Origin of the sequence: Mycolicibacter heraklionensis (assembly GCF_019645815.1) — a bacterium.
GTDB classification, from domain to species: Bacteria; Actinomycetota; Actinomycetes; order Mycobacteriales; family Mycobacteriaceae; genus Mycobacterium; species Mycobacterium heraklionense.
Map to the genome: position 1 here is coordinate 4,493,481 of NZ_CP080997.1, position 22,871 is coordinate 4,516,351.

A 22,871-nucleotide genomic window follows, 5' to 3' on the forward strand; every position below is an offset into this window, starting at 1 on the left:
CTCAGTCACCGGACGGCTGCTCGCTCTCACCGGACGGTGGCGGCGGCTGACCCGCACCGGGGTAGGGCTGCTGATAGGGCGGGTAGTGCTGAGCGGGCGGGTGGGCGGGCGGGTAACCGCTGGGCGGCCAGTGCTGGGGCGGATACCAGTAGCCGCCCTGCTGCGGGGGCTGCGACTGCTGCGGCGAGGGCGGCCAGCCGGGGGCGTGCCAGCCCGCCGGGGCGCCATAGTCGGGTTGGGTACCCGGCGCGTCGCCCGCGGGCACGCCGTTGCTGCCGTTGGGTCCGGATTCGCCCGCCCTGGCCGCCGCGTCCCGAGACGCCTGAGCGATGGCGGCCTTGAACGCCGGTTCCGGCTTCGGCTGCGGCCACGGCTCGCCCCGCTCGATGGCCAGCTCACCGGGGGTCTTGATCGGCGGCTTGTCCGACGGGACCCGCCCGCCGAAGTCGTCGAACGCGGTCAGCCGGGGCCGCTTGGTCACGTCGCCGAAGATCTTCTCCAGGTCGGCGCGGTGCAGCGTCTCCTTCTCCAGCAGCTCGCCGGCCAGCACGTCCAGGACGTCGCGGTATTCGGTCAGGATCTCCCAAGCCTCGGTGTGGGCGGCCTCGATCAGCTTGCGCACTTCGTCGTCGATGTCGCGGGCCACTTCGTGGGAGTAGTCGGGCTGCTTACCCATCGCCCGCCCGACGAACGGGTCGCCGTGGTCGCTGCCGTAGCGGACCGCGCCAAGCTTGGCGCTCATGCCGTACTCGGTGACCATGGCGCGCGCGACCGCGGTGGCCTTCTCGATGTCGGAGACCGCGCCGGTGGTCGGCTCACGGAACACCAGTTCCTCGGCGGCGCGCCCGCCCATGGCGAACACCAGCTGGGCGATCATCTCCGAGCGGGTGCGCAGCCCCTTGTCCTCTTCGGGCACCGCCACCGCGTGCCCGCCGGTACGGCCGCGGGCCAGGATGGTGACCTTGTAGACGGGGTCGATGTCGGGCATCGCCCACGCCGCCAGGGTGTGGCCGCCCTCGTGGTAGGCGGTGATCTTCTTCTCGTGCTCGCTGATGATCCGGCTCTTGCGGCGCGGACCACCGATCACCCGGTCCACCGCTTCTTCCAGTGCCGCGCCGGTGATCACGGTGCCGTTCTCGCGCGCGGTCAGCAGCGCCGCCTCGTTGATCACGTTGGCCAGGTCGGCGCCGGACATACCGACGGTGCGCTTGGCCAACCCGTCCAGGTCGGCGTCGGGTGCGATGGGCTTGCCCTTGGAGTGCACCCGCAGCACCGCACGCCGCCCCGCGATGTCGGGGTTGGTCACCGGGATCTGCCGGTCGAACCGGCCGGGGCGCAGCAGTGCGGGGTCGAGGATGTCGGGCCGGTTGGTGGCCGCGATCAGGATGACCCCGGCCCGCTCGCCGAACCCGTCCATCTCCACCAGCAACTGGTTGAGCGTCTGCTCACGCTCGTCGTGCCCGCCACCCAGCCCGGCGCCGCGCTGGCGACCGACCGCGTCGATCTCGTCGACGAACACGATGCACGGGCTGTTCTGTTTGGCCTGCTCGAACAGGTCCCGCACCCGGGATGCGCCGACTCCGACGAACATCTCCACGAAGTCCGAGCCGGAGATGGTGAAGAAGGGCACGCCCGCCTCACCGGCGACCGCGCGGGCCAGCAGCGTCTTGCCGGTGCCGGGCGGGCCGTAGAGCAGGACACCTTTGGGGATCTTGGCGCCCAGCGCCTGGTAGCGGCCCGGGTTCTGCAGGAAGTCCTTGATCTCGTAGAGCTCCTCGACCGCCTCATCCACGCCGGCGACGTCGGCGAAGGTGGTCTTGGGCATGTCCTTGCCCAGCTGTTTGGCTCGCGATTTGCCGAAGCCGAAGCCCATCCGGGCGCCGCCCTGCATTCGGGAGAACATCACGAACAACCCGATCAGCAGCAACATCGGCAACATGTAGATCAGCAGTGACCCCAGCAGGCTGCCCTGGTTCACCACGGTGTTGATCTCGGCCTTCTTGGCGGTCAACGCGGTGTAGAGCGGCACCGCGTACCCGGTCGGGTACTTGGTGATCAGCTTGTCGACCTGCTCGGCCCGGGCGGACTTCTCGGCTTTGCCCGACTGGCCGGCTTTGTCGGTGACCTCGACGCTGGTGAGCGGGGTCTTCAGCACCAGACGCAGCTGTTGCTCGCGGTCGTCGAGCTGGGCGCTCTTGACGTTGCCGCTGTGGATCTGGGCCACCGCCACCGAGGTGTCGACCGGCTTGTATCCGCGGGTGTCGTCGCTGAAATAGAAGAACGACCAACCGAGCAGCAACACCACTGCTATCGCGGTGACGGTGCGGATCACGTTTTTGCGATTCATCAGACATCGGCCGGGCGCGGCCAAATCCTTCCAATACATGCAGCTGGGCATGTTCAGGCTACCGTCCCCGGTGGCAAACAGGCCTGGCCGGACTCGGGAACCCTGTTCCATCCCGGCCCGGTTGTGCTTTGGTGTGACGGTGGCTCCCGCAATCGAACGAGCAACTCAACGATTCGTCGACACCAACGGCGTGACCCTGCGAGTCACCGAAGCGGGCGAGCGCGGGGCCCCGGTGGTGCTGCTGGCGCACGGATTCCCGGAATTGGCCTTCTCGTGGCGACATCAGATCCCGGCGCTGGCCGACGCGGGCTTCCACGTGCTGGCCCCCGACCAGCGCGGCTACGGCGGCTCGTCGCGACCGGACGAGGTCGGGGCCTACGACATCGCAGCGCTCACCGGAGATCTGGTCGGCCTGTTGGACGACGTCGGCGCCCAGAGTGCGATCTGGGTCGGCCACGACTGGGGCGGTCCGGTGGTGTGGAGCGCCGCGCAGCTGCACCCGGACCGGGTGGCCGGCGTGGTGGGGCTCAGCGTGCCGCCCGTGCCCCGTCCGCAGGTGCCTCCGACGGAGGCGTTCCGCAATATCTTCGGCGAGAACTTTTTCTACATGCTCTATTTCCAGGAGCCCGGGGTCGCCGACGCGGAATTGGATTCCGACCCGGCGCGCACCATGCGCCGGATGATGGGCAGCCTCAGCCCGACCGACCGCGAATCGGCATTACTGATGACGGCCCCCGGCCCAATGGGCTTCATCGATCGGCTCGCCGAGCCGGCGGCGCGTCCGGGTTGGATCAGCGCCGACGAACTGGACCACTACATCGCCGAGTTCACCCGCACCGGGTTCACCGGCGGGCTGAACTGGTACCGCAACCTCGACAGGAACTGGGAGATCATGACCAATCCAGCCGCCGCCACCATCGACGTGCCCACCCTGTTCATCGCCGGATCCGCCGATCCGGTGCTGGCTTTCACCCGCCGCGACCGAGCAGCCGAGCTGGTGACCGGTCCCTACCGCGAGGTGATCATCGACGGCGCCGGCCACTGGCTGCAACAGGAGCGGCCCGATGAGGTCAACGCGGTACTGCTGGAATTCCTGGCGGGCCTGCCGACCGGAGCGGCATCGTGACGGCCCGGCCCCTGCGCTTCGGGGTCTTCATCACCCCGTTCCACGCGCTGGGCCAATCCCCCACAGTCGCGTTGGAATACGACCTGGAGCGCGTCGTCGCGCTGGATCGGCTGGGCTTCGACGAAGCCTGGTTCGGCGAGCACCATTCGGGTGGCTACGAGCTGATCGCGTGCCCCGAGGTGTTCATCGCGGCGGCTGCCGAACGCACCAAACACATCCGGCTGGGCACCGGCGTGGTTTCGCTGCCCTACCACCACCCGTTGATGGTGGCCGACCGTTGGGTGCTGCTGGATCACCTGACGCGCGGGCGGGTGATGTTCGGTGCCGGACCGGGCGCTCTGCCCACCGACGCCTACATGATGGGCATCGATCCCGTCGAGCAGCGCCGGATGATGCAGGAGTCCTTGGAGGCGATCCTGGCGCTGTTCCGGGCTGAGCCGGGCGAATTGATCACCCGGCGTTCGGACTGGTTCACCCTGCGCGACGCCGCCCTGCACATTCGCCCCTACACCTGGCCGTATCCGGAAGTCTCTGCAGCCGCGATGATTTCGCCGTCCGGACCGCGGTTGGCCGGCGCGCTGGGCACCTCATTGCTGTCGCTGTCGATGTCGGTGCCGGGCGGGTTCGCCGCGCTGGAGAACACCTGGGACGTGGTGCGCGATCAGGCCGCCAAAGCCGGCCGCGACGAACCCGACCGCAACGACTGGCGGGTGCTGAGCATCATGCACATCGCCGACACCCGCGAACAGGCGGTGGCCGACTGCACCTACGGGCTGCAGGACTTCGCGAACTACTTCGGCGCAGCCGGGTTCGTACCACTGGCCAGCGAAGTCGAAGGTTCACCGCAGACACCGACCGAGTTCGTCGAGGCCTACGCCGCGGCCGGAAGCTGCTGTATCGGCACCCCCGACGACGCGATCGAGCACATCACCGGCTTGCTGGAGCGCTCCGGAGGATTCGGCACCCTGCTGTTCCTCGGGCATGACTGGGCCTCACCGGAGGCCACCTATCACAGTTACGAGCTGTTGGCCCGCAAGGTGATTCCACACTTCAAAGGCCAACTCACCGCGCCCAGGGCATCACACGAATGGGCCCGGGGCATGCGGGACACGTTGTTCGGCCGGGCCGGCCAGGCGATCCAGAACGCCGTGGTCGAGCACGTCACCGAATCCGGTGGCGGGTCACACTGATGCGCGCTGCGGTGCTGCGCGACGGGCGGATGATCTACCGCGACGACGTGCCGGAGCCGACGCCGGGTCCGGGCCAGGTACTCGTCGAGGTGACCGCCTGCGGCATCTGCGGATCCGACCTGCATTTCGCCTCGCACGGCGAGCAGGTGCTGGCCGCGACGCACGCGATGTCCGGCAGCCCGTCCTCCCGGGCATCCGTCGATCTGGGCGCCGACATCTTCATGGGTCACGAGTTCAGCGCGAAAGTGCTCGAAGCCGGTCCCGGCACCGACACCTTTCCCGCCGGAACGCCCGTCACCTCCATTCCAGTTCTGTTGGCCGCCAAGGGTATTGAACCGATCGTCTACTCCAACACCACGGTAGGCGGCTATGCCGAGAAGATGCTGTTGTCGGCTCCGCTGCTGCTGCCGATCCCGAACGGGATGGACCCCCGCCACGCCGCACTGACCGAACCGATGGCGGTGGGCCTGCACGCGGTCAACAAGTCCGGCGTCACGCCGGGCGAGACGGCGCTGGTGTTGGGCTGCGGACCGATCGGGATGGCGATCATCGCCGCCTTACGCACCATGGGTGTGGAAGACATTGTGGCCGCTGACTATTCCTCTGCCCGGCGAGAACTGGCGACGACGATGGGTGCGCAGCGCACCCTCGACCCGGCGCAGGGATCACCGTTCGACACCATCACCCCGAAGGTGATCTTCGAGGCGGTCGGCGTGCCCGGCATCATCGACGACGTGCTGCGGCGAGCGCCGGTCGGCAGCCGGCTGGTGGTCGCCGGGGTGTGCATGGAGTCCGACACGGTGCACCCGTTCTACGGCATCGCCAAAGAGATCAGCGTGCAGTTCGTGTTGGCCTACGAACCGGCGGAGTTCGCCGCGTCACTGCGGGCCATCGCCGAGGGGCAGATCGATGTGGCGCCGTTGATCACCGGCGAGGTCGGACTCGACCGGGTGGGTGCGGCATTCGATGACCTGGCCGACCCCGACCGGCACTGCAAGATCCTGGTAACGCCCTAGAGCTGGTCACGCCTTAGGAAAGGCACCGGCGTCGAGCAGCTGTTTCGACCAGCCGCCGACCAGCTCAACCAACTCGCCCAGGTCGTCGCCGAGGTTGGCGACGACCGGCGCGCACGCCGCATCCGTCGCCGTCTCGATCGCCTCGCGAGCGGCACGCCCGGCATCGCTGAGCACACCGTCACGCGCCAGATCCCGCTGCGCCAGCCGGGCCTCGCCGGCCGTGAGCTCGTCGTCGCTCCAAGCCCTGCTGCGGACGTAGGTACGCGGCGGGAATCCGCGGTAGAGCTCGGTGATCAGGCCGATCTCAACGGCGTCGAATCCCGCTGCAACCCAGGCGTTCACGTGCGCGTCGCCGCGGAATTCACGAAGCCGGTCAGCCAGCAGCCAGGCATCGGTCAGCGGCTCGCCCGCCAGTCCGTCGGCCACCACCCCCGCGAACAGCGGCTTGCCCGCCACCGAGAGGCCATCAGCGGCGCGGCGCAGCAGTTCCACCGCACGCCCGACGCCATCGGGAGCCGCACCCAAGACCCGGCGCAGCTGCGCTACCGCACCTTCGGTGCGGGCCGCGCGAATGGTCGGCGCATCGGTCAACGTCCAGCCGTAGCCGACCGCGGGAACCACTACGGCGGGGTTGAACACCGCGAACGTCGCGGCGATCACCTCGCCGGGCGCCTGCCCCAGCGCGGAACCGCGACTACAGAAGTACGCCGGCCCATCCGGCATTTCGACCCCACCGGTTGTGGCGGGGCTGGCACCGAAGCCCAGTGCCGCATAGCCGCGGTGACACTCCGGGGAGAAGTACACCTGGCCGGCGAACGGCTCGATGGCGTTGGACAGTGCTCGCGACGGCGCGGAGGTCATCGCCTCAGTGTGCCGCACGGGTCTTTTCCGCCGGCGCGTGCATCGACTCCGATAGGGTGCCAAGCATGCCGACACACAGTGCCCGGATGGCTCTCCGCTGGTCGATGACGCTGGCGCTGGCCGGCGTGGCCGCCCTCGCGATGGCCGGCTGCGACGCCGCGCCGAGCGGCGGCCAGGACATCCCACGCCAGGTGACCGTCGTGGGCACCGGTGAGGTCCAGGGGGTTCCGGACACCCTGACCACCGAGGCGGGCATCGAGTTCGTCGCCGGAGACGTCACCAGCGCGATGAACCAGACCAGCGAGCGTCAGCAGGCGGTGATCGACGCGCTGGTGGACGCCGGCGTGGACCGCAAGGACATCAGCACCACCCAGGTCAGCCTGCAGCCGCAGTACGGCAATCCCGACGCCAGCGGGTCGGCGACCATCACCGGCTACCGGGCCGGCAACACCATCCGGGTCAAGGTCGAGCGCGATTCCGCCTCCCAGGTGCTGGCGGTGATCGTGCGGGCCGGCGGGGACGCCACCCGGATCAATGGGGTGAGCTACTCCATCGAGGACGATTCGGCACTGGTGCGCGGCGCCCGGGAGCGGGCCTTCAACGACGCCAAGGACCGCGCCGAGCAGTACGCCCAGCTGTCGGGCCTGCGACTCGGCCAGGTGATCTCGATCTCCGAGGTGGCCGGCGGGACACCGCCGCCGATGCCGGTCGGGATGCCGATGCCCCGGGCGATGGCCGCGGCTCCCCCGGTTGAGCCCGGCCAGCAGACCGTGAGCTTCACGGTGACGGCGGTCTGGGAGCTGAGCTAAGACTCCCAACCTTCTGATCCGTAGTCAGATCTCACTCCACAGCCTTCCAACTGTGGCCGCAGTTATCCACAACTAGCGACCCTGACAAAAAGCTTGAGTCAGTGGAACACGCTATAATCGAACACATGTTCGAGTCATCGCCATCGAGGCTTCCCTCTGCGGAGTCGATCGCGCGGCTGTCTGAGCGCTTTGAGCGGCGGTATCCGTCGGTGACGCCGGAGTCGGCGGCGTTGGTGGATCGGATTTGCGCCTCGGCGCGGGCGGAGAATCGGGCGGCAGCCGCGCACTTGGTGGCGATCGGGGAGTTGTTTGCGCTGCGGTTGAGTCGCTGTGGTGAGACCGAGGAGTGGGCGGTCGACACCGAGGCGGCAGTGGCCGCCGAGGTCGCCGCGGCGTTGCGGATCAGCCAAGGGCTGGCGGGCAGTCGGCTGCGGTATGCCCGGGCGATGCGTGAGCAGCTGCCGCAGGTGGCGCAGGTCTTTGCGGCCGGTGATATCGATCTGCGGTTGTTTCAGACGATGGTGTATCGCACCGGGTTGATCACCGACCGTGAGGTGTTGGCGGCCGTGGATGGGCAGTTGGCGGTGCAGGTGGTGCGCTGGCCGTCGCTGACGATGAGCCGGTTGGCGGGCAAGATCGACAAGATCGTGGCCAAAGCCGACGCCGATGCGGTGCGCCGCCGCAAGGAACGGCAGGCCGAACGCGAGATCCTGTTCGGGGACTACGTCGAAGGCGGTCTCTCGGAGATCCAGGGCAGCCTGTTCAGCGTCGATGCGCGTGCGGTGGATAAGGCCTTGGATGCGTTGGCGGCCACGGTCTGTGAGCACGACCCACGGACTCGCGCGCAGCGGCGCGCCGATGCCATGGGGGCGTTGGCGGCGCGGGCGGATCGGCTGGGATGCCGCTGCGGCCGGTCCGACTGTGCGGCAGGTGGGCGCCCGGGCGCCTCGCCGGTGGTGATTCATGTGATCGCTGAGCAGACCACCGTCGACGGGACCGGTGAGCAGCCGGGCTCCATAGTCGAGGCCGATGGACTCATCCCGCCGGAGTTGATCGCCGAACTCGCCAAATCGGCCCGGCTGGTGTCGTTGGTGCACCCCACCGACGCCCCACCCGAGCCCGGGTATGTGCCCTCCAAAGCATTGGCGGATTTTGTGCGGTGCCGGGACATGACGTGTCGCTGGCCGGGCTGTGACCGGCCAGCACTCGACTGCGACATCGACCACACCATTCCCCGCGGTGACGGCGGCCTCACCCATCCCTCGAACCTCAAATGCTATTGCCGCACCCACCATCTGGTGAAAACGTTCTGGGGCTGGCGCGATCAGCAACTGCCCGACGGCACGGTGATCCTGACCTCACCGGCAGGGCAGACCTACGTCACTACCCCGGGCAGCTCCCTGCTGTTCCCGCACCTGTGCGCACCCACCGGGGAACTGCCGGCGCCCCAGCGGCGCGACGAGGACCGCTGTGGTGACCGCACCGCGATGATGCCCCGCCGACGGCGCACCCGCGCCCAGCACCGCGCCGCCCGCATCGCCACCGAACGCAATCACAACCGCAAGGCCCGCCAAGCCCGACGCACCGCACGCGACGCCATCTGGTTCCCGAAAGTAGCCCCCGGCATCGACCCCGACGACCCACCGCCCTTCTAACGGCCCCGTGGGTTCGAGCTGCGGGCGTGGGAACTTTCCACGTGCCTCGTCCGACTCATTGGGCGATGACTTGTCCCAACGCTTGCGCCATCTATGACAGCCGCTGCTGGTCCTGAGATCACCTCTCCTGCACCGGCGCCGCTACCCCGGGCAGAACACTCCGCCGTCGCCACCTGGATTCGGCGGCTCGCCGTCCCGATCATCCTCGGATGGCTCGCAGTCGTCGTCGTCCTCAGCACCGCGGTGCCGCCGCTCGAGATCGTCGGCCAGATGCGCTCGGTGCCCATGAGCCCAGACTTTGCACCATCGGTAACCGCGATCAAGCGCGTCGGCCAGGTCTTCGGCGAATACACCTCCGACAGCTCGGCGATGATCCTCCTCGAGGGCCAGCAACCACTCGGCGACGATGCGCACCGCTACTACGATGCCCTCGTCAACAGGCTCAACGCCGATACCGCTCATGTCGAACATGTGCAGGATTTCTGGGCAGATCCGCTGACTGCAGCCGGCGCGCAGAGCAACGACGGCCGAGCGGCCTACGTGCAGGTCTACCTGGCCGGAAATCAGGGCGAGACACTGGCGAACGAGTCGCTTGAGGCGGTCCGCAGAATCGTCACCGCGGTCGAAGCCCCTCCGGGAACGCGCACCCATGTCACCGGCCCCGCGGCTCTGGCCGCCGACGAGCAGGTAGCCGGTGACCACAGCGCGCAAGTCATCGTGGGTCTTACGTTCTTGGTCATCACTGCGATGATTCTGTTGGTATACCGGTCGATAAGCACCGGTTTGATTGTCTTGGCGTTGGTGTTTCTCGCCCTCGCAGCGGCGCGCGGCGTGGTGGCCTGGCTCGCCTACTTCCATCTCATCGGTCTGACCACCTTCGCAACCAACCTGCTGGTCACCTTGGCCATCGCCGCCGCGACCGACTACGCGATCGTTCTGGTCGGCCGTTATCAGGAAGCCAGGGCAGCCGGTCAAGACCGCGAAACCGCCTACCACTCAATGTTCGACGGAACGGCGCACGTGATCCTGGCGTCGGGCTCGACGATCGCAGGTGCCACGTTCTGTCTGCACTTCACCCGGCTCCCCTACTTTCAGACGCTCGGCATTCCGCTGGCCGCCGGAATGGTCGTCGCAACGCTGGTGGCGCTGACGCTCGGCCCGGCGATCATCACCGTGACCAGCCGTCGAGGACTCCTGGAACCCAAGCGCGCCATGCGAATCCGCGGCTGGCGCAAAATCGGTGCAGTCATCGTCCGATGGCCGGCTCCGGTGTTGGTGGCCAGTACTTTGCTGACCCTGATCGGGCTGCTGACGCTGCCCGGCTATCGCACCAGCTACAACGAACGCCGCTACCTTCCTTCGGATCTGCCTTCCACCGCCGGCTATGCCGCAGCCGAACAGCACTTCTCCACGGCGCGGATGAATCCCGAGGTCTTGCTGGTGGAGACCGATCGGGATCTGCGCAATCCGGCAGACTTCTTGGTGATCGACAAGATCGCCAAGAGGGTCGTGCGCCAACCTGGGATAAGCCGGGTCCAGACGATCACCCGCCCGGATGGGACGCCATTGACGTTCAGCACGCTGCCGGCTCAGCTCAGCCTGCAGGGCACCGTGCAGGTACTCAATCAGGGATACCTGCAGGACCGCATGAAGGAACTCCGCGCCAGTGTCGAAGATCTGCAGCGCGGCATCGACGCCATGGAGCAGATGCAGCTGTTGATGACCGAGATGGCCGCCACCACCCACAGCATGGTCGGCAAGACACATCGGCTAGCCTCTGACACTTCGGAATTGCGGAATCATCTGGCTGACTTCGATGACTTCCTGCGACCGCTGCGCAGCTACCTGTACTGGGATCCGCATTGTTATGACATCCCGACCTGCTGGGCCCTGCGATCGGTCTTCGATGCCCTCGACGGCACCGATGTAGTGAGCGGCGACATCGACCAGGTGCTACCCGACCTCGATCGACTCGACGCCCTGATGCCACAGATGCTCCGGCAACTGCCCGCACAGATCCAGTCACTGACGTCGGCTCAGACGGCGATGCTCACCATGTATTCCGCCCAGAGCGGCCTGCTGGATCAGACCGCGGCGATGCTGGACAACCAGTCCGCAATGGGCACGGCGTTCAACGACTCGAAGAACGACGACACGTTCTATCTGCCACCTGAGGTCTTCGGCAACCAGGACTTCAAACGCGGCTTGAAGGTGTTTCTGTCACCGGACGGCCACGCCGTTCGGTTCATCGTCACGCACGACGGCGATCCCCTAACCCCCGAAGGGATCACACACGTCGACGGCATCAAGCACGCCGCCAAGGAGGCCATCAAAGGCACTCCGCTGGAAGGTTCGAAGATCTACGTCGGCGGTACGGCGTCGGTGTTCAAGGACATGCAGGAGGGCAACAACTACGACCTCTTGGCAGTCGGTATAGCCGCGCTGTGCCTGATCTTCATCATCATGTTGATCATTACCCGCAGCGTGATCGCCGCCGCAGTGATCGTCGGCACCGTGCTGGCGTCGCTGGGGGCGTCGTTTGGCTTGTCGATCTTGTTGTGGCAGCACATCATCGGTTTGGAGCTGCACTTTATGGTGATGGCGATGTCGCTGATCATCCTGCTGGCTGTTGGCTCGGACTACAACCTGCTGCTGGTCGCCAGGTTCAAAGAAGAGATCAACGCCGGGCTGAACACCGGAATCATTCGAGCGATGGGCGGCACAGGTTCGGTGGTGACCTCGGCCGGAGTGGTGTTCGCCTTGACGATGCTGTCGATGGCGGTCAGTGATCTGATGGTGGTGGCACAGATCGGCACCACCATCGCACTCGGGCTGCTGTTCGACACTTTGGTTATTCGCTCGTTTGTCACGCCATCGATCGCCGCGCTGCTGGGCAAGTGGTTCTGGTGGCCGCAGGCGGTTCGGACACGTCCAACCCCAGACCACTCGCTGGTTGCGAAATTGGTTGACCTGGAAGAACACTCAAGACCGACGGTATCGATCGGGAGCTGACCACCATCGGTTGCGACGAAGCGGACGCCCCGACGAGAGTCCGAGCGCCCGCTTCCCTCAGCGCACTGCAGTTCCGCGTCAGTCCGTCCCGGCCACAAACATATCCAAGAGATTGACCAACGACGCGATGAGACCAATACCCTCACCCGGGGCCGAGTACGGCATGCCCATCCCTACCATCTGCAGGTCGAGACCGAGCGAGTTGTAGATCGAACCACCGATGCTGCCGGAATCTGTTACCCCGGGCGTGAAAAGACCGCCGAAATCGAAGCTGGCACCGAGGACCGCATTGCCTTCCGGAACTTGCAAAGCATCATTCAGTAACGGAACCAACGCATCAAGGTTCAAGGTGGCGCCGTTGAAGAACGCACCGACAACGTTGGCCGGAGCGGCCAGAAGCCCTTGCAGCGCAGCCTCAAAGTCGCCATCGCCGATACTGTCGACGATCGACCCGATGCTGTTGATCAGCTCTACCCCGGGACTCACCAGCGGGCCGATCAGCCCCATCAGGACGCCGCTCAACGGTGACGACAAGAGCGTCAGAATTGTGGCCGCGGGCTCGGCAGCGTCTACCGGCACGACACCCATACCCATGTCCATCCCGGCCAGATACTGCAGGCCCCAGAGATGACTCCAGTCCAGAGTTTGAGCCGCCAAGTCCGAGCCCTCGGGCGTTGCCACGTCGACGCCGATGAACGTTATTGCGGCCAAAGCCTCTTGCAGCGAGCCGGGGAAACCGAAGTCAGCTTCCTTGATTGCGTCGAAGACGTCGGTGGCGTTGGCCAGCGTGGTGTTGAAAACGTCGGCCCATGGCCCGAACAGGTCGAGTGACGCGGTCAGTTGCACAGACGGCGGCACGGCCCCACCGAGCGCCGGCGCCACCGGGCTTACTGCGATTATTCCGGTAAGGGCCAGTGCGGTCCCCCCGGCCATGAGGCCACCGATGCCGAGTTGCGATGCGAGGTCGTGAGCGTGATGAGACGATTTCATGCCTAGTTTGTCGAGCCGGAGGCAGGATAAGTTCCTGAGCGGAGAAGAGATTCTGAATTTTTTTCAATCTTGCTGTCAGGTCTGACTTCTCGTCAGCCAAACTCGACCAGGGTGGTTGGTGCACGAAACCTCGCCAGACCACGCATACCGTAGATCAGCGGGACCACCGCTCCAAGCACCTTGCCTCGTCCACGCGGCATGCCGAGTTCAGAGACGGCCCTGACCCCGGGCACCGCACGCAGTTCGTCGTAGTCGTGCGCAGTGAACCAGAACGGCATTGGTGGCGCCGTGTAGTTGTCACTGAGCTTGAAGCCACGGCGCGAGCGCGAGTAGGCACTCAACAACCGCGGGACACTGTCGAAGATCATCCGCCCGCCGGGAAACCTCCCGGCGCAGGCGGCGAACAGCTCGAACACCGCCTCGCGGTCCAAGTACTGCAATAGCCCTTCTGCTGTGATCAACACCTCAGCGCAACCGCCGACCTCATCCATCCACGAGTAGTCAAGCGCCGACTGGGCACAGTACCGCAGCCGATCTGATACCGGCAGTAGCCGCTGACGCAGTCGAACGATGGGTTCCAAATCCACCGAAAGCCAACTCAACTCGCCGTTATCGACCCGCCAGAAGCTGGTTTGCAATCCCTCTGCAAGGGCGACCACCGTCGCGCGCGGATGCACCGCCAAGTACTCCCGCGTGGCCTGGTCGAACGCTAACGCCCGCATAGCGGTGGCCTGGTGTCTCCTGCCGAAGTCGGCGTAATCGTAATCAAGGCTGTTGAGCAACTCGATCGCCATCGGGTCAACGATCAGCCCGTCGGGCCGCTTCGCCTCGGCAGCCCGCTGATACAACGTGAGCAACGCGGTCTCGGATATCCCATCGAGATGACGCGCGTCAATGACTGGCACGCCTTCAGACCGTACCCGCCGGGCCCCCGCGAGTCGCTGCGAGAAATCTAACCGCGATCGACCGGAACTTTTTGATTCCCATCTCCGACCACCTCGTTGACGGGAACTGGCCCGCGCCTTGCGTTCCGCGCAATCCACGACATCAGAGGAGGTGCCATCCTGACCGCCCCGATCTGGATGGCAATGCCTCCCGAGACGCACTCCGCCATGCTCGCAACTGGCCCAGGGCCGGGCCCTATGTTGGCAGCCGCTGCGCAATGGCAGCAGCTCAGCGGCATCTACGACGATACCGCCGCTGAACTGACCCAGGTGCTGGCCGCCGTGCAAACCGGCCACTGGCAAGGCCCCAGCGCCACGGCCTATCTGTCCGCGCACACGCCATACCTGAACTGGTTGGAACAAGCGGCCGCCAACGCTGCCGCGACTGCCGCACAGCACCAGACGGCTGCCTCCGCATATGGCGCCGCAGTGGCCTCGATGCCCAGTCTCGAAGAACTGGCCGCCAACCACGCGGTCCACGCGGTGCTGCTCGCCACGAACTTCTTCGGAGTGAACGCCGTCCCGATTGCCGCCAACGAGGCCGACTACACGCGGATGTGGGTGCAGGCCGCCGAGACCATGTCCGTATACCAGGGCACCGCCACTGCGGCAGTCGCCGCGACCCCGCAGCTCCTCCCTGCGCCGCCCATCGTCTACCCCGCCGAGGCCACCTCCCCAGAAAGCGTTGGAGACGGCAACTGGCTACCGGAACTGACACGCCTCATCACGGAACTTCTCAATAACGCCGGAAATGTCGAAGAACTGTCGCGCATCTTCGATGAGTTCTTCCAGGGCCTCGGTTTCAACCCGGCGGTCGCTGCCTTCCTGGCGGTGGTCGCATTGATCGCCTACGACATATTGTGGTACCCCTACTACGCCTCATACGCCCTGTTGCTGTTGCCGTTCTTCGCTCCCGCCCTCAGCGCGCTGAGCGCCTTGAGGTTGCTACCGCTGCTGAACGGCCAACAGATCCCGGCTGATCAAGGCCCGGACATCGCCGCTCCGTCAGCCGGTCACGGAAGCGTGGACGTTCCCGCTGCGGCGATTGTGGCACCGCCCGCTGCGGCCGGCTCCTCCGCCGGCCTGGGCGGCAGCGCCGGTGCGCCGGGACCGAGCACACCCGTGGTCACACCGAGCGCTGATGGAGTTGCCGCGCTGATCCCCTATCTCGTCTCCGGCTGGGGACCACCCGGCGTCGAGGCCGGCCCGAAAGACAACATGGCTGCGTCCAACAGCGCTGCGGCTTCGGACCGCGCGACCTCGCAGCGGGTCTTCGCCGCCGATGCCCGCAGACAACGCAGCCGACGTAGCCGAGGCCGGGTTCGCATGCACGGCAACCGTTATGAGTTCCTCCACACGGGCAACGACGCTGTCATGGCCGCGGACTCCGATGTCGTCCCCGCCGAAGGACCCGGGGCCATCGCAGCAGTGGTCGCCTCCACCCGCGCCGCTGGACTCGCGGGCCATGCCGACGAAATCCGGCGAGTACCGATGTTGCCCGCCAGTTGGCGCGCCTCCGAACAGGTAGAGCAATTGACCCAACCGATGAATGAAGGAAAAGATAAATGAGCACGGAAAGCAACATCGGATGACGCTAACCGTCACCGGCACCGGACTTGGAGCGCAGATCACCGGGATCGACCCCAAGGATCTGAGCACCATCACCCGGGAAGAGATTCGCGAGATCGTTTACGCCAACAAGCTCGTCATCCTCAAGGGCGTCCACCCCTCGCCGGAACAGTACCTGCAGCTGGGCAGGATCGTCGGCGACATCGTGCCGTATTACGAATCCATGTACCACCATCACGAGTTTCCGGAGATCTTCGTATCGTCCACGGAGGAACACCAAGGCGTTCCGCGAACCGGCGCGTTCTGGCACATCGATTACATGTTCATGCCCGAGCCGTTCGCGTTCTCGATGGTGTTACCCCTGACCGTTCCCGGGCCTGACCGGGGAACCTACTTCATCGACCTCAACCAGGCCTGGGCCTCGGTGCCCGCCGCGCTACAGGACGCCGCCCGAGGGACGTTGAGCACTCATGATCCCCGGCGGCACATCAAGATCCGCCCCGATGACATATACCGGCCGATCGGGGAAGTGTGGGACGAAATCACCCGGACCACACCGCCCATCAAATGGCCGACCGTGATCCGGCATCCGAAGACCGGGGAGGAGATTCTGTATATCTGCGCGTCGGGGACCACTCGAATCGAAGGCCAGGATGGTCGGGAGCTCGCCCCACAGATCCTGCAACAGCTCATGGAGTCGACCGGGCAACTTGATCCGGATTTCACGCATCCCTTTATCCACACCCAGCACTACGAGGTCGGAGATATCATCTTGTGGGACAACCGAGTTCTGATGCATCGCGCCAAGCACGGCAGCTCTGAAGGAACGCTGACCACGTATCGACTGACCATGCTCGACGGCCACGAGACCCCGGGATACGCAGCATGAGCGCCATCGCTTCACCTCCTCCAGCGCTAAGTGATGCAACACCGATCGACGAGGACGTGCTAGCCACCGTACTGGAGCCGTATACCTACAAGGGTTGCCGATATCTGGTCGATGCGGTGTCGCAAGCGGGCACTGATTCTGTTCTGGCTCAAGGCAACTTTGCGATCGCTGAATCTGCCTATATTCGTAGTACTGGGCATTTCAACGCGGTCGAGTTGGTGCTGTGCTTCAATCAGCTCGCTTACAGCGCTTTTGCGCCGGCCATCGACGATGGCATCATCCCGGCCTTCCGCGGCTGGGGGCTCGAGGACTATTGCAAGCACCAGCTCTCCAGCATGTTCATCAGAAGATCGTCTTCGCGGTTCAAAAGGCCGATCGATGCCAACAAGTTCAGTGCCCGGCTGGAATGTCGAAACTTCGAGATCGTGCAACGCACGGTGCGGTATCTGCGCGTGCCCTGCGCCATCGAGTTCTGGGACGAACACGGCGGCTCGGCGTTCGGCGAGTTCGAACTCGCCGCTCTGAACATCCCCGGTTGACAACCCAGAAGAGGCACGCAGATATGACGGGACCGGCCCCCACGTCCGTACTGGATCGCATTCTGGAACATGTGCGCCAGCGCCCCGATGCCATCGCGTTACGCCGTTGCGATGGAGGCAGTCTGTTTCGCTACGGCGAATTGGCTGCCGAGTGGGAGCGCCTGGCTTCAGTACTCCAGGCTAGTGGGGTATCGCTGGGTTCTCGCGTACTTATCATTTCCGACAACGGGCCACAGACATACCTGGCGGTGCTTGCCTGCGCCCGACTGGGCGCCATTGCTGTTCTGGCGGACGGCAATCTGCCCATGGCCACCGTCGAACGGTTCGCCGAACTCACCCAACCCGCCGCAATTCTGAGTACCGAGGGTGCTCGACTGTCCCTGTCGGACCCGCCGGAGTCCCTCGCCGCGGTACCGACGATGTCGGTTGCCGAACGCAGCCCCACGTTGGCCGCTGTCGGTGCGCACCCCAGGCCGAACGACGTTGCCGATCACCCGCTGGCGATGATCTTCACCAGCGGTACGACCGGCGAACCGAAGGCTGTGCTGCTGGCCAATCGAACCTTCTATGCCGTCGCCGACATTCTGCGGGCGACGGGCTTGACGTGGATCGATTGGGTGAAAGGCGAAGTCGCGTACTCGCCGTTGCCGGCCACGCACATCGGTGGCCTGTGGTGGATTCTGAACTGCCTGATGCAAGGTGGTACGTGCGTTACCGGCGGCGAAGACGGAGCGTCGCTGCTGGAGATACTCACGACCAACAAGGTCGCTACGGTCTGCCTGGTCCCGACACTGCTCTCACGTCTGGTCGCCGAGCTGAAAGCGACCGGCACACCGGTGCCGCCTTCGCTGCGTTTTCTCGGCTACGGCGGATCGCGGGCTATCGCATCCGACGTGCAGTTCGTCGAGACCGCGGGTATACGGACCGCCCAGGTCTATGGGTTGAGCGAAACTGGTTGCACCGCAATGTGTCTTCCCACCGCGCCGGGCTCGATCGCCGCCATCGAGGCAGGGGCGGTCGGACGACCCTATCCAGGGGTGCAAGTTCACCTCGACGGCGACGGTAGCGGGCCGGCCGGTCCGCCGGCCGCATCGGGCACTCTGTGGATCAAATCGCCGGCAAACATGCTGGGGTACTGGAGCAATCCAGACCGGACCCACGAAGTGCTGCGCGACGGGTGGGTGAACACCGGTGACCTGCTCGACGAAGGCAGCGACGGCTACTTCTACATCCGGGGGCGGGCCTCGGAGATGATCATCTGCGGCGGAGTCAATGTCGCCCCCGACGAGGTTGACCGCGTCGCAGAATCCGTCCCGGGGGTCCGCGAGGCAGCGTGCTACGAGATCCCAGACCCAGAGTTCGGAGCTCTCGTCGGCCTGGCGGTGATCGCGTCGGACGAGTTGAACGAGGCCGCTGGGCGACGCCTCAAGCAGGCTATCGCCGCCCGCTACCGCAGCGAAGTGGAATCCGCCGCCCGCCCGTCGCGGATCGTCTTAGTCGGCAGCATTCCCCGAACGCAGTCCGGAAAGGTCATGCGCACGTCGCTGGCCGCGGCGATCGGCGCTCGCGCACATGGTTGAGAGCGTTCGGCAGCGGATCCTCGCTGTGGTCTGCGATGTGCTGTACATCGACGAAGACGACCTCTTCGACGGCGACGACACCGACCTTCGCGATCTGGGTCTGGACTCGGTTCGATTCGTCTTGTTGATGAAGCGCCTCGGAGTGGACCGCGAGTCTGAACTGCCGGCACGCTTGGCGCGTGACCTGTCGATCGCAGGCTGGGCTGCAGAACTGGGAGATCCCGGTTCACATGCCTGATTCGCATCCCCCGGTGACCATCCCGCTTTCCATCTCCCAACAGAACATCTACCGGGGCGTGCTGCAGGATGTCGATCCTTCGCTGTATCTGATCGGCCGCCGATATCGCTTGTTCCCCATATCGCTTCCCCGGTTCCGGAGCGCGCTGAAAGCCGCCATACAACGCAACCCGGTGCAATTGTGTGTTCTCGAACGAACCGAAGCGCGGTATCCGCACCTGGTGCCGCGACTGCGGGAGGACGACCTGGTGGGAGTCTCCGGCGACTGTGCTGAACCACTGGTGCGGGAATGGGATTCGGGCATCCTATACCGCCCGTTGGTGCGCTATACCGTGCATGTTGATTCGAGCGGCGACGTCGTGGGTCTGGATATGTACGCACATCATCTGCTGCTCGACGGTGGTGCGACCGGTCTGATCGAAGCCGACCTTGGTCGCAACCTGTCGGCCTCAAGCTCCGAGTCGCCCGACATGGCCGCCGGCCTCGCGCGCCTGGCCGAAGCCCACCGCCGGGAAGCCGAACACGTTGACGCCGCACAGCAGCGGTTGACCGAATCAGTGCAGCGGGAGGTGGCAGGTGAGGCAAGCACCGGCGGCTATCCACAATCGCCACCGACGTCAGGTAGTGCTCACCGCGGGGTTCTGCACGAGTCAGTCCAGATCACCGGACCCGACTACGAAGCGATCACGACGCTGGCTGCTCGGGCACAAGTACCGTTGCATGTGTTGGTGACGGCGGCCTCTGTCGCTGTCGATGCAGGACGTCGAAGCAGTACCGATGCCCTGGTGGTGCACGCCATCGACAATCGGTTCGGTGAGCCCGCTCTGGATGTGGCCACCTGCATCGTCAACTCGGTTGCCCAGTCCGTTCGCTTCCCGGCATTCGCATCAGTGCGAGATCTCGTGGCCAATGTGGACCGCGGATACGTCAAAGCCGTGCGGCGGCGCTGGTTTCGAGAGGAGTTGTATCGCCGCATCCATCTGACGATCAACCGGACTCCCCAAACTGACGCATTGGCGCTCAACTTTCTTCCCGACCCCTGTGCACCCGAGCTGCGTCCGTTCCTGGACGGCATGCCGACTACCACCGATATCGGGCCGGTCGAAGGCCTGACCGTGGCGGCCATTCAAGACGATCCGAACCGCACCCTGACGCTGTCGATTTGGGATGCCGATCACCGAAGAGACCGACCCCAACCCTCGGGTGTCGCAGCCCTGACTGCCCGGGTGTTGCTGAAGATGCCGGCTCAGTGGAATCAACCGGTCGCGATGCTTGTGGGCCAGTGGTTCGAGGTTCACTCCGACGGCACCTGCCATGCCACCGACATCGCACCCAGCCCGACAGGGCCGACCGCATCGGCATGGTTTCTGGACCCGAACACCGACATCGAAGCCTGGCGACAACGCCGTCGGTATGTCGACCCTTGGATCGATTGGCTGGCGAGTTCGGGCGTCGAGCCCGGCGAGGTGTTGGTATTCACTGACGATCAGACCGATAAGACCATCGACCTCTTGGTCGCCTGCCATCTGGCCGGTTGCGGCTACAGCGTCTGCGAGCACGACGGCGAAATCGAAAGCCGTAAAGCGGCCATCGAATCGGAATGCGGGCTGTCAGCACGATTGGTCGACATCGGCAATACCGACCTGCCGGGACAACCCCTGCGCGTGCGGGACCGCCTTCAACAGGTCCGCGAAGACGATCACTTGGCGGAACGGATCGCCTACATCATGCCGACCTCTGGGTCCACCGGCAGCCCTAAGCTGGTTCCGATCACCCACGGCGCACTGGCGGTCTTCTGCCGGGGAGCGCACCAGGCCTACGGCTGGGGGCAGCACGACACGGTCCTGCAATGTGCGCCTCTGACATCAGATATCAGTGTCGAGGAGATTTTCGGCGCCGCGCAAACAGGTGCCGCGCTGGTTCGCTCGGCGGCAACGCGGACCGGAGATCTCACGCAACTGGGGGCAGACCTGACGCGCCACCGAGCTACGGTCCTTGACCTGCCTACGGCCATCTGGAATCTGTGCTGCGACCAACCCGACATGCTTGCCGCCTTGGCAGCATCGCGCGTGCGCCAAATCGTGATCGGCGGAGAGGCAGTTCGCCCTCGCGCCGTCGAGCGGTGGCATGCGTTCAGCGGTGTTTCAGACGTCGCGCTGATTTCAAGCTACGGCCCCACCGAGGCGACGGTGGTGGTAACGCACCTGCCGCTGAACGAGGAGACTGTGGCCGAGCCCAGTTGCCAACGGCGACTAGGGAAACCCCTGGCTCCAAACACCGTTTTCATCGCATTCGGTGAGGTGGTTTTGCTCGGCGACCAGGTGTCTGCGGGCTACGTGGGTATCGCCAGCCCCAACTTTGGCACCGTACTCGCCGTCGACGGTTCGCCACTGCACGCGTTTGCCACCGCCGACCGCGTGAGCTTTGACAGCGCGGGCTTCCCGGTACTTGCGGGTCGCAAGGACGCCGTTGTGAAGCTTGCCGGCAGGCGCGTCGACACTGCCGAAATCATCCGGCTGATCGCCGAGGATCCCGCGATCTGCGATGTTGCCATGGAGCCCGACGACACCCGACTTGAAGTTTGGTTCACCAGCCTGCTCACCCGTGATGGAGCCGCCGACCCCGCGGCCGAAGAACGAATTCGCGCAGTCCTGAGGGCCGCCCGGGTCACCGGATTTGCGATCTCGGCGGTCTCGGAGATCCCGCGTAAGCCCAGCGGCAAGGTCGATTCCGATCGTCTGCCCAAGGCTCAACACGACGGCACCGGCACAGCGCCGGCCCAAGCAAACGGCCTGGCTCAGTTATGGAGTCGGCATCTGGACCGTGACCTGCGCCCGGACTCGTCGCTGCTGGCCGAGGGTGTCGGCTCGCTGGACCTGATCCGCATCCTGCCTGCCACCCGCCGCTACCTCGGCCGACAGCTGTCGTTGCTAGATGTGATCAGCGCCGACAGCGCCAGCCGGCTGATCGAAAGCTCCGACGGGATGGGGATGCACGAAGGCGCCGCCGCCGAGATCGACGACGATCTCGCCAACCTGGCCCCGTCGCTGCCCTACCCAGCACCAAGCCCGAGCTCCGAGCGCGCCGGCACCGTTGTGGTGTTTGGCGCGTCGGGAATCCTGGGCACCGGCTTTGCCCGAGCGGCGGCCGAGCTGCGCACCCACGGATTCGACTCGGAGCTGGTCTTGGCCACCACCTCGACACTGCCCGACGTTGGTCCCTGGCGAGAGCTGCCCGGGGTCGACGGTGTTCGGGTAGAACACATTTCCCCGCAACGGATCCCTGAACTGATCCGCGGCACTCACGCTGGAACCGTGGTCAACGCCATCGGCAATACCAATGTGGTGGTGCCATATCGCGAGCTGCGGCCGGCCAATGTGGAAGCGGTAGCGGCCATCGTTGCGGCCTGCACCGCACATGGCGCCCGGCTGGTGCATTTGTCGACGTCGGTGGTGAGCCCGCAACCGGCAACACCGCAGGTTGTCGATCCGCGTGCCGCGCCCTACCCCTACGCGGCGTCCAAGGCGCTGGCCGAGCTGATAGTCGCGCGCAGCGCAGGTCACCTCGCCTTCTCGCTAGTACGGCTACCCCGGGTGCTGGGCGAGCCCCACCAGCTGCGGACGTCGGCCGATATTTTGGTCGCACTCGCCGATGCCTGCACAGCGCTGCGCGCTTATCCCGCCGTACACCTGACCGAGGAGGTCACCAGCAACCGGTCGGCAGCGGCGGCGATTCTGGGCATGTTGTCGGCGCCGCTGGGACGCACCGTGACCGCGCTGCGCGGAACACCCGTCGAGTACTCGAAATTTCTGGCTCACTTCGGTTCCCGCGAGTACGAAGTCCAACAGTGGAAGCAGCACTTGGACGCCAGCGACTGGGCCAGACGCAACCCACGCCGGTGGGCGGTTATCGACGCCTGGCTCACCTTGGGGTTGCGCCTGGGCGAGCGGTCCTACGCGCAATACCTCGCCGGCCACGCCAGTTTCGACCTGCAGGTCGATGCGGTCACCGAAGTGACCGCCCCTTCTTCGCGGCTGGCCGAGCTGGTGGCTCACGGTTGCGGAGTGGAACCGGACGACCCTTTCTGACGACCACTCACAGAGGACC

At 65.5% G+C, this 22,871-nt stretch carries 16 protein-coding genes; 12 read left to right on the plus strand and 4 right to left on the minus strand.

Annotated elements, in window-relative coordinates; all coding sequences use genetic code 11:
• Position 1: 1 nt before the first annotated feature.
• The gene (gene ftsH / locus K3U94_RS21260) at positions 2–2,347 is read right to left on the minus strand and encodes an ATP-dependent zinc metalloprotease FtsH (protein ID WP_220694929.1); all 2,346 of its coding nucleotides are present in this window, start codon (positions 2,345–2,347) and stop codon (positions 2–4) included.
• 151 nt (positions 2,348–2,498) lie between these two features.
• On the opposite strand from ftsH, the gene K3U94_RS21265 reads away from it, so the two are divergent.
• From K3U94_RS21265 to K3U94_RS21275, 3 genes are read left to right on the plus strand one after another with little or no spacing between them, the layout of a single operon-like run.
• The gene (locus K3U94_RS21265; RefSeq protein ID WP_220696898.1) at positions 2,499–3,473 is read left to right on the plus strand and encodes an alpha/beta fold hydrolase; all 975 of its coding nucleotides are present in this window, start codon (positions 2,499–2,501) and stop codon (positions 3,471–3,473) included.
• The gene (locus tag K3U94_RS21270) at positions 3,470–4,663 is read left to right on the plus strand and encodes an LLM class flavin-dependent oxidoreductase (protein ID WP_047319864.1); all 1,194 of its coding nucleotides are present in this window, start codon (positions 3,470–3,472) and stop codon (positions 4,661–4,663) included. The genes K3U94_RS21265 and K3U94_RS21270 overlap by 4 nt, the downstream gene beginning before the upstream one ends.
• Positions 4,663–5,679 (plus strand): zinc-binding dehydrogenase, encoded by a 1,017-nt coding sequence (locus tag K3U94_RS21275; protein WP_220694930.1) that lies wholly within the window; start codon positions 4,663–4,665, stop codon positions 5,677–5,679. The genes K3U94_RS21270 and K3U94_RS21275 overlap by 1 nt, the downstream gene beginning before the upstream one ends.
• A gap of 6 nt (positions 5,680–5,685) precedes the next feature.
• Here K3U94_RS21275 and K3U94_RS21280 read toward each other — a convergent pair whose 3' ends face one another.
• Positions 5,686–6,540 (minus strand): SCO6745 family protein, encoded by an 855-nt coding sequence (locus K3U94_RS21280; protein WP_220694931.1) that lies wholly within the window; start codon positions 6,538–6,540, stop codon positions 5,686–5,688.
• A gap of 65 nt (positions 6,541–6,605) precedes the next feature.
• Here K3U94_RS21280 and K3U94_RS21285 point away from each other — a divergent pair, with 65 nt between their 5' ends.
• The 3 genes from K3U94_RS21285 to K3U94_RS21295 all read left to right on the plus strand — a co-directional run bounded on the left by K3U94_RS21285 (position 6,606) and on the right by K3U94_RS21295 (position 12,016).
• The gene (locus K3U94_RS21285; RefSeq protein WP_047319861.1) at positions 6,606–7,349 is read left to right on the plus strand and encodes an SIMPL domain-containing protein; all 744 of its coding nucleotides are present in this window, start codon (positions 6,606–6,608) and stop codon (positions 7,347–7,349) included.
• A 125-nt stretch (positions 7,350–7,474) separates the two neighbouring features.
• Positions 7,475–9,004: an HNH endonuclease signature motif containing protein gene (locus K3U94_RS21290; RefSeq protein WP_220694932.1), complete on the plus strand. Its 1,530-nt coding sequence runs from the start codon at positions 7,475–7,477 to the stop codon at positions 9,002–9,004.
• 93 nt (positions 9,005–9,097) lie between these two features.
• Entirely contained in the window at positions 9,098–12,016 is a 2,919-nt protein-coding gene (locus K3U94_RS21295) for an MMPL/RND family transporter (RefSeq protein ID WP_220694933.1), read from the plus strand.
• Between the two features lie 78 nt (positions 12,017–12,094).
• On the opposite strand, the gene gjpA is transcribed toward K3U94_RS21295, so the two are convergent.
• Positions 12,095–13,006, minus strand: coding sequence for an outer membrane porin GjpA (gjpA, locus tag K3U94_RS21300; RefSeq protein WP_220694934.1), 912 nt, complete (start codon positions 13,004–13,006; stop codon positions 12,095–12,097).
• 92 nt (positions 13,007–13,098) lie between these two features.
• On the minus strand, positions 13,099–13,911 hold the full coding sequence (locus K3U94_RS21305; protein ID WP_220694935.1) for a class I SAM-dependent methyltransferase: 813 nt from the start codon (positions 13,909–13,911) through the stop codon (positions 13,099–13,101).
• A gap of 183 nt (positions 13,912–14,094) precedes the next feature.
• Between K3U94_RS21305 and K3U94_RS21310 the strand changes: the two genes are divergently transcribed.
• The 6 genes from K3U94_RS21310 to K3U94_RS21335 are packed head-to-tail and all read left to right on the plus strand — an operon-like array spanning position 14,095 to position 22,852.
• On the plus strand, positions 14,095–15,519 hold the full coding sequence (locus K3U94_RS21310) for a PPE family protein (RefSeq protein WP_267878331.1): 1,425 nt from the start codon (positions 14,095–14,097) through the stop codon (positions 15,517–15,519).
• Positions 15,520–15,538: 19 nt separating this feature from the next.
• Entirely contained in the window at positions 15,539–16,408 is an 870-nt protein-coding gene (scoE, locus tag K3U94_RS21315) for a (3R)-3-[(carboxymethyl)amino]fatty acid oxygenase/decarboxylase (protein WP_220694936.1), read from the plus strand.
• Positions 16,405–16,947 (plus strand): FcoT family thioesterase, encoded by a 543-nt coding sequence (locus K3U94_RS21320; protein WP_220694937.1) that lies wholly within the window; start codon positions 16,405–16,407, stop codon positions 16,945–16,947. The genes scoE and K3U94_RS21320 overlap by 4 nt, the downstream gene beginning before the upstream one ends.
• Before the next feature lie 23 nt (positions 16,948–16,970).
• Positions 16,971–18,527, plus strand: a complete 1,557-nt coding sequence (gene fadD10, locus K3U94_RS21325; RefSeq protein ID WP_220694938.1) for a fatty acid--CoA ligase FadD10 — start codon at positions 16,971–16,973, stop codon at positions 18,525–18,527.
• Positions 18,520–18,765, plus strand: coding sequence for a phosphopantetheine-binding protein (locus K3U94_RS21330; protein WP_220694939.1), 246 nt, complete (start codon positions 18,520–18,522; stop codon positions 18,763–18,765). Before fadD10 ends, K3U94_RS21330 begins: the two co-directional genes overlap by 8 nt.
• The gene (locus tag K3U94_RS21335; RefSeq protein WP_220694940.1) at positions 18,758–22,852 is read left to right on the plus strand and encodes an AMP-binding protein; all 4,095 of its coding nucleotides are present in this window, start codon (positions 18,758–18,760) and stop codon (positions 22,850–22,852) included. The genes K3U94_RS21330 and K3U94_RS21335 overlap by 8 nt, the downstream gene beginning before the upstream one ends.
• Positions 22,853–22,871 lie beyond the last annotated feature (19 nt).

What these genes read in the sequence shown, in the direction of transcription:
- K3U94_RS21330 (WP_220694939.1), top strand. Translation starts at nt 18,520, where the DNA reads ATGGTTGAGAGCGTTCGGCAGCGGATCCTCGCTGTGGTCTGCGATGTG.
- ftsH (WP_220694929.1), bottom strand. Translation starts at nt 2,347, where the DNA reads ATGAATCGCAAAAACGTGATCCGCACCGTCACCGCGATAGCAGTGGTG.
- K3U94_RS21320 (WP_220694937.1), top strand. Translation starts at nt 16,405, where the DNA reads ATGAGCGCCATCGCTTCACCTCCTCCAGCGCTAAGTGATGCAACACCG.
- gjpA (WP_220694934.1), bottom strand. Translation starts at nt 13,006, where the DNA reads ATGAAATCGTCTCATCACGCTCACGACCTCGCATCGCAACTCGGCATC.
- K3U94_RS21275 (WP_220694930.1), top strand. Translation starts at nt 4,663, where the DNA reads ATGCGCGCTGCGGTGCTGCGCGACGGGCGGATGATCTACCGCGACGAC.
- fadD10 (WP_220694938.1), top strand. Translation starts at nt 16,971, where the DNA reads ATGACGGGACCGGCCCCCACGTCCGTACTGGATCGCATTCTGGAACAT.
- K3U94_RS21335 (WP_220694940.1), top strand. Translation starts at nt 18,758, where the DNA reads ATGCCTGATTCGCATCCCCCGGTGACCATCCCGCTTTCCATCTCCCAA.
- K3U94_RS21285 (WP_047319861.1), top strand. Translation starts at nt 6,606, where the DNA reads ATGCCGACACACAGTGCCCGGATGGCTCTCCGCTGGTCGATGACGCTG.
- K3U94_RS21280 (WP_220694931.1), bottom strand. Translation starts at nt 6,540, where the DNA reads ATGACCTCCGCGCCGTCGCGAGCACTGTCCAACGCCATCGAGCCGTTC.
- K3U94_RS21310 (WP_267878331.1), top strand. Translation starts at nt 14,095, where the DNA reads ATGCCTCCCGAGACGCACTCCGCCATGCTCGCAACTGGCCCAGGGCCG.
- scoE (WP_220694936.1), top strand. Translation starts at nt 15,539, where the DNA reads ATGACGCTAACCGTCACCGGCACCGGACTTGGAGCGCAGATCACCGGG.
- K3U94_RS21295 (WP_220694933.1), top strand. Translation starts at nt 9,098, where the DNA reads ATGACAGCCGCTGCTGGTCCTGAGATCACCTCTCCTGCACCGGCGCCG.
- K3U94_RS21290 (WP_220694932.1), top strand. Translation starts at nt 7,475, where the DNA reads ATGTTCGAGTCATCGCCATCGAGGCTTCCCTCTGCGGAGTCGATCGCG.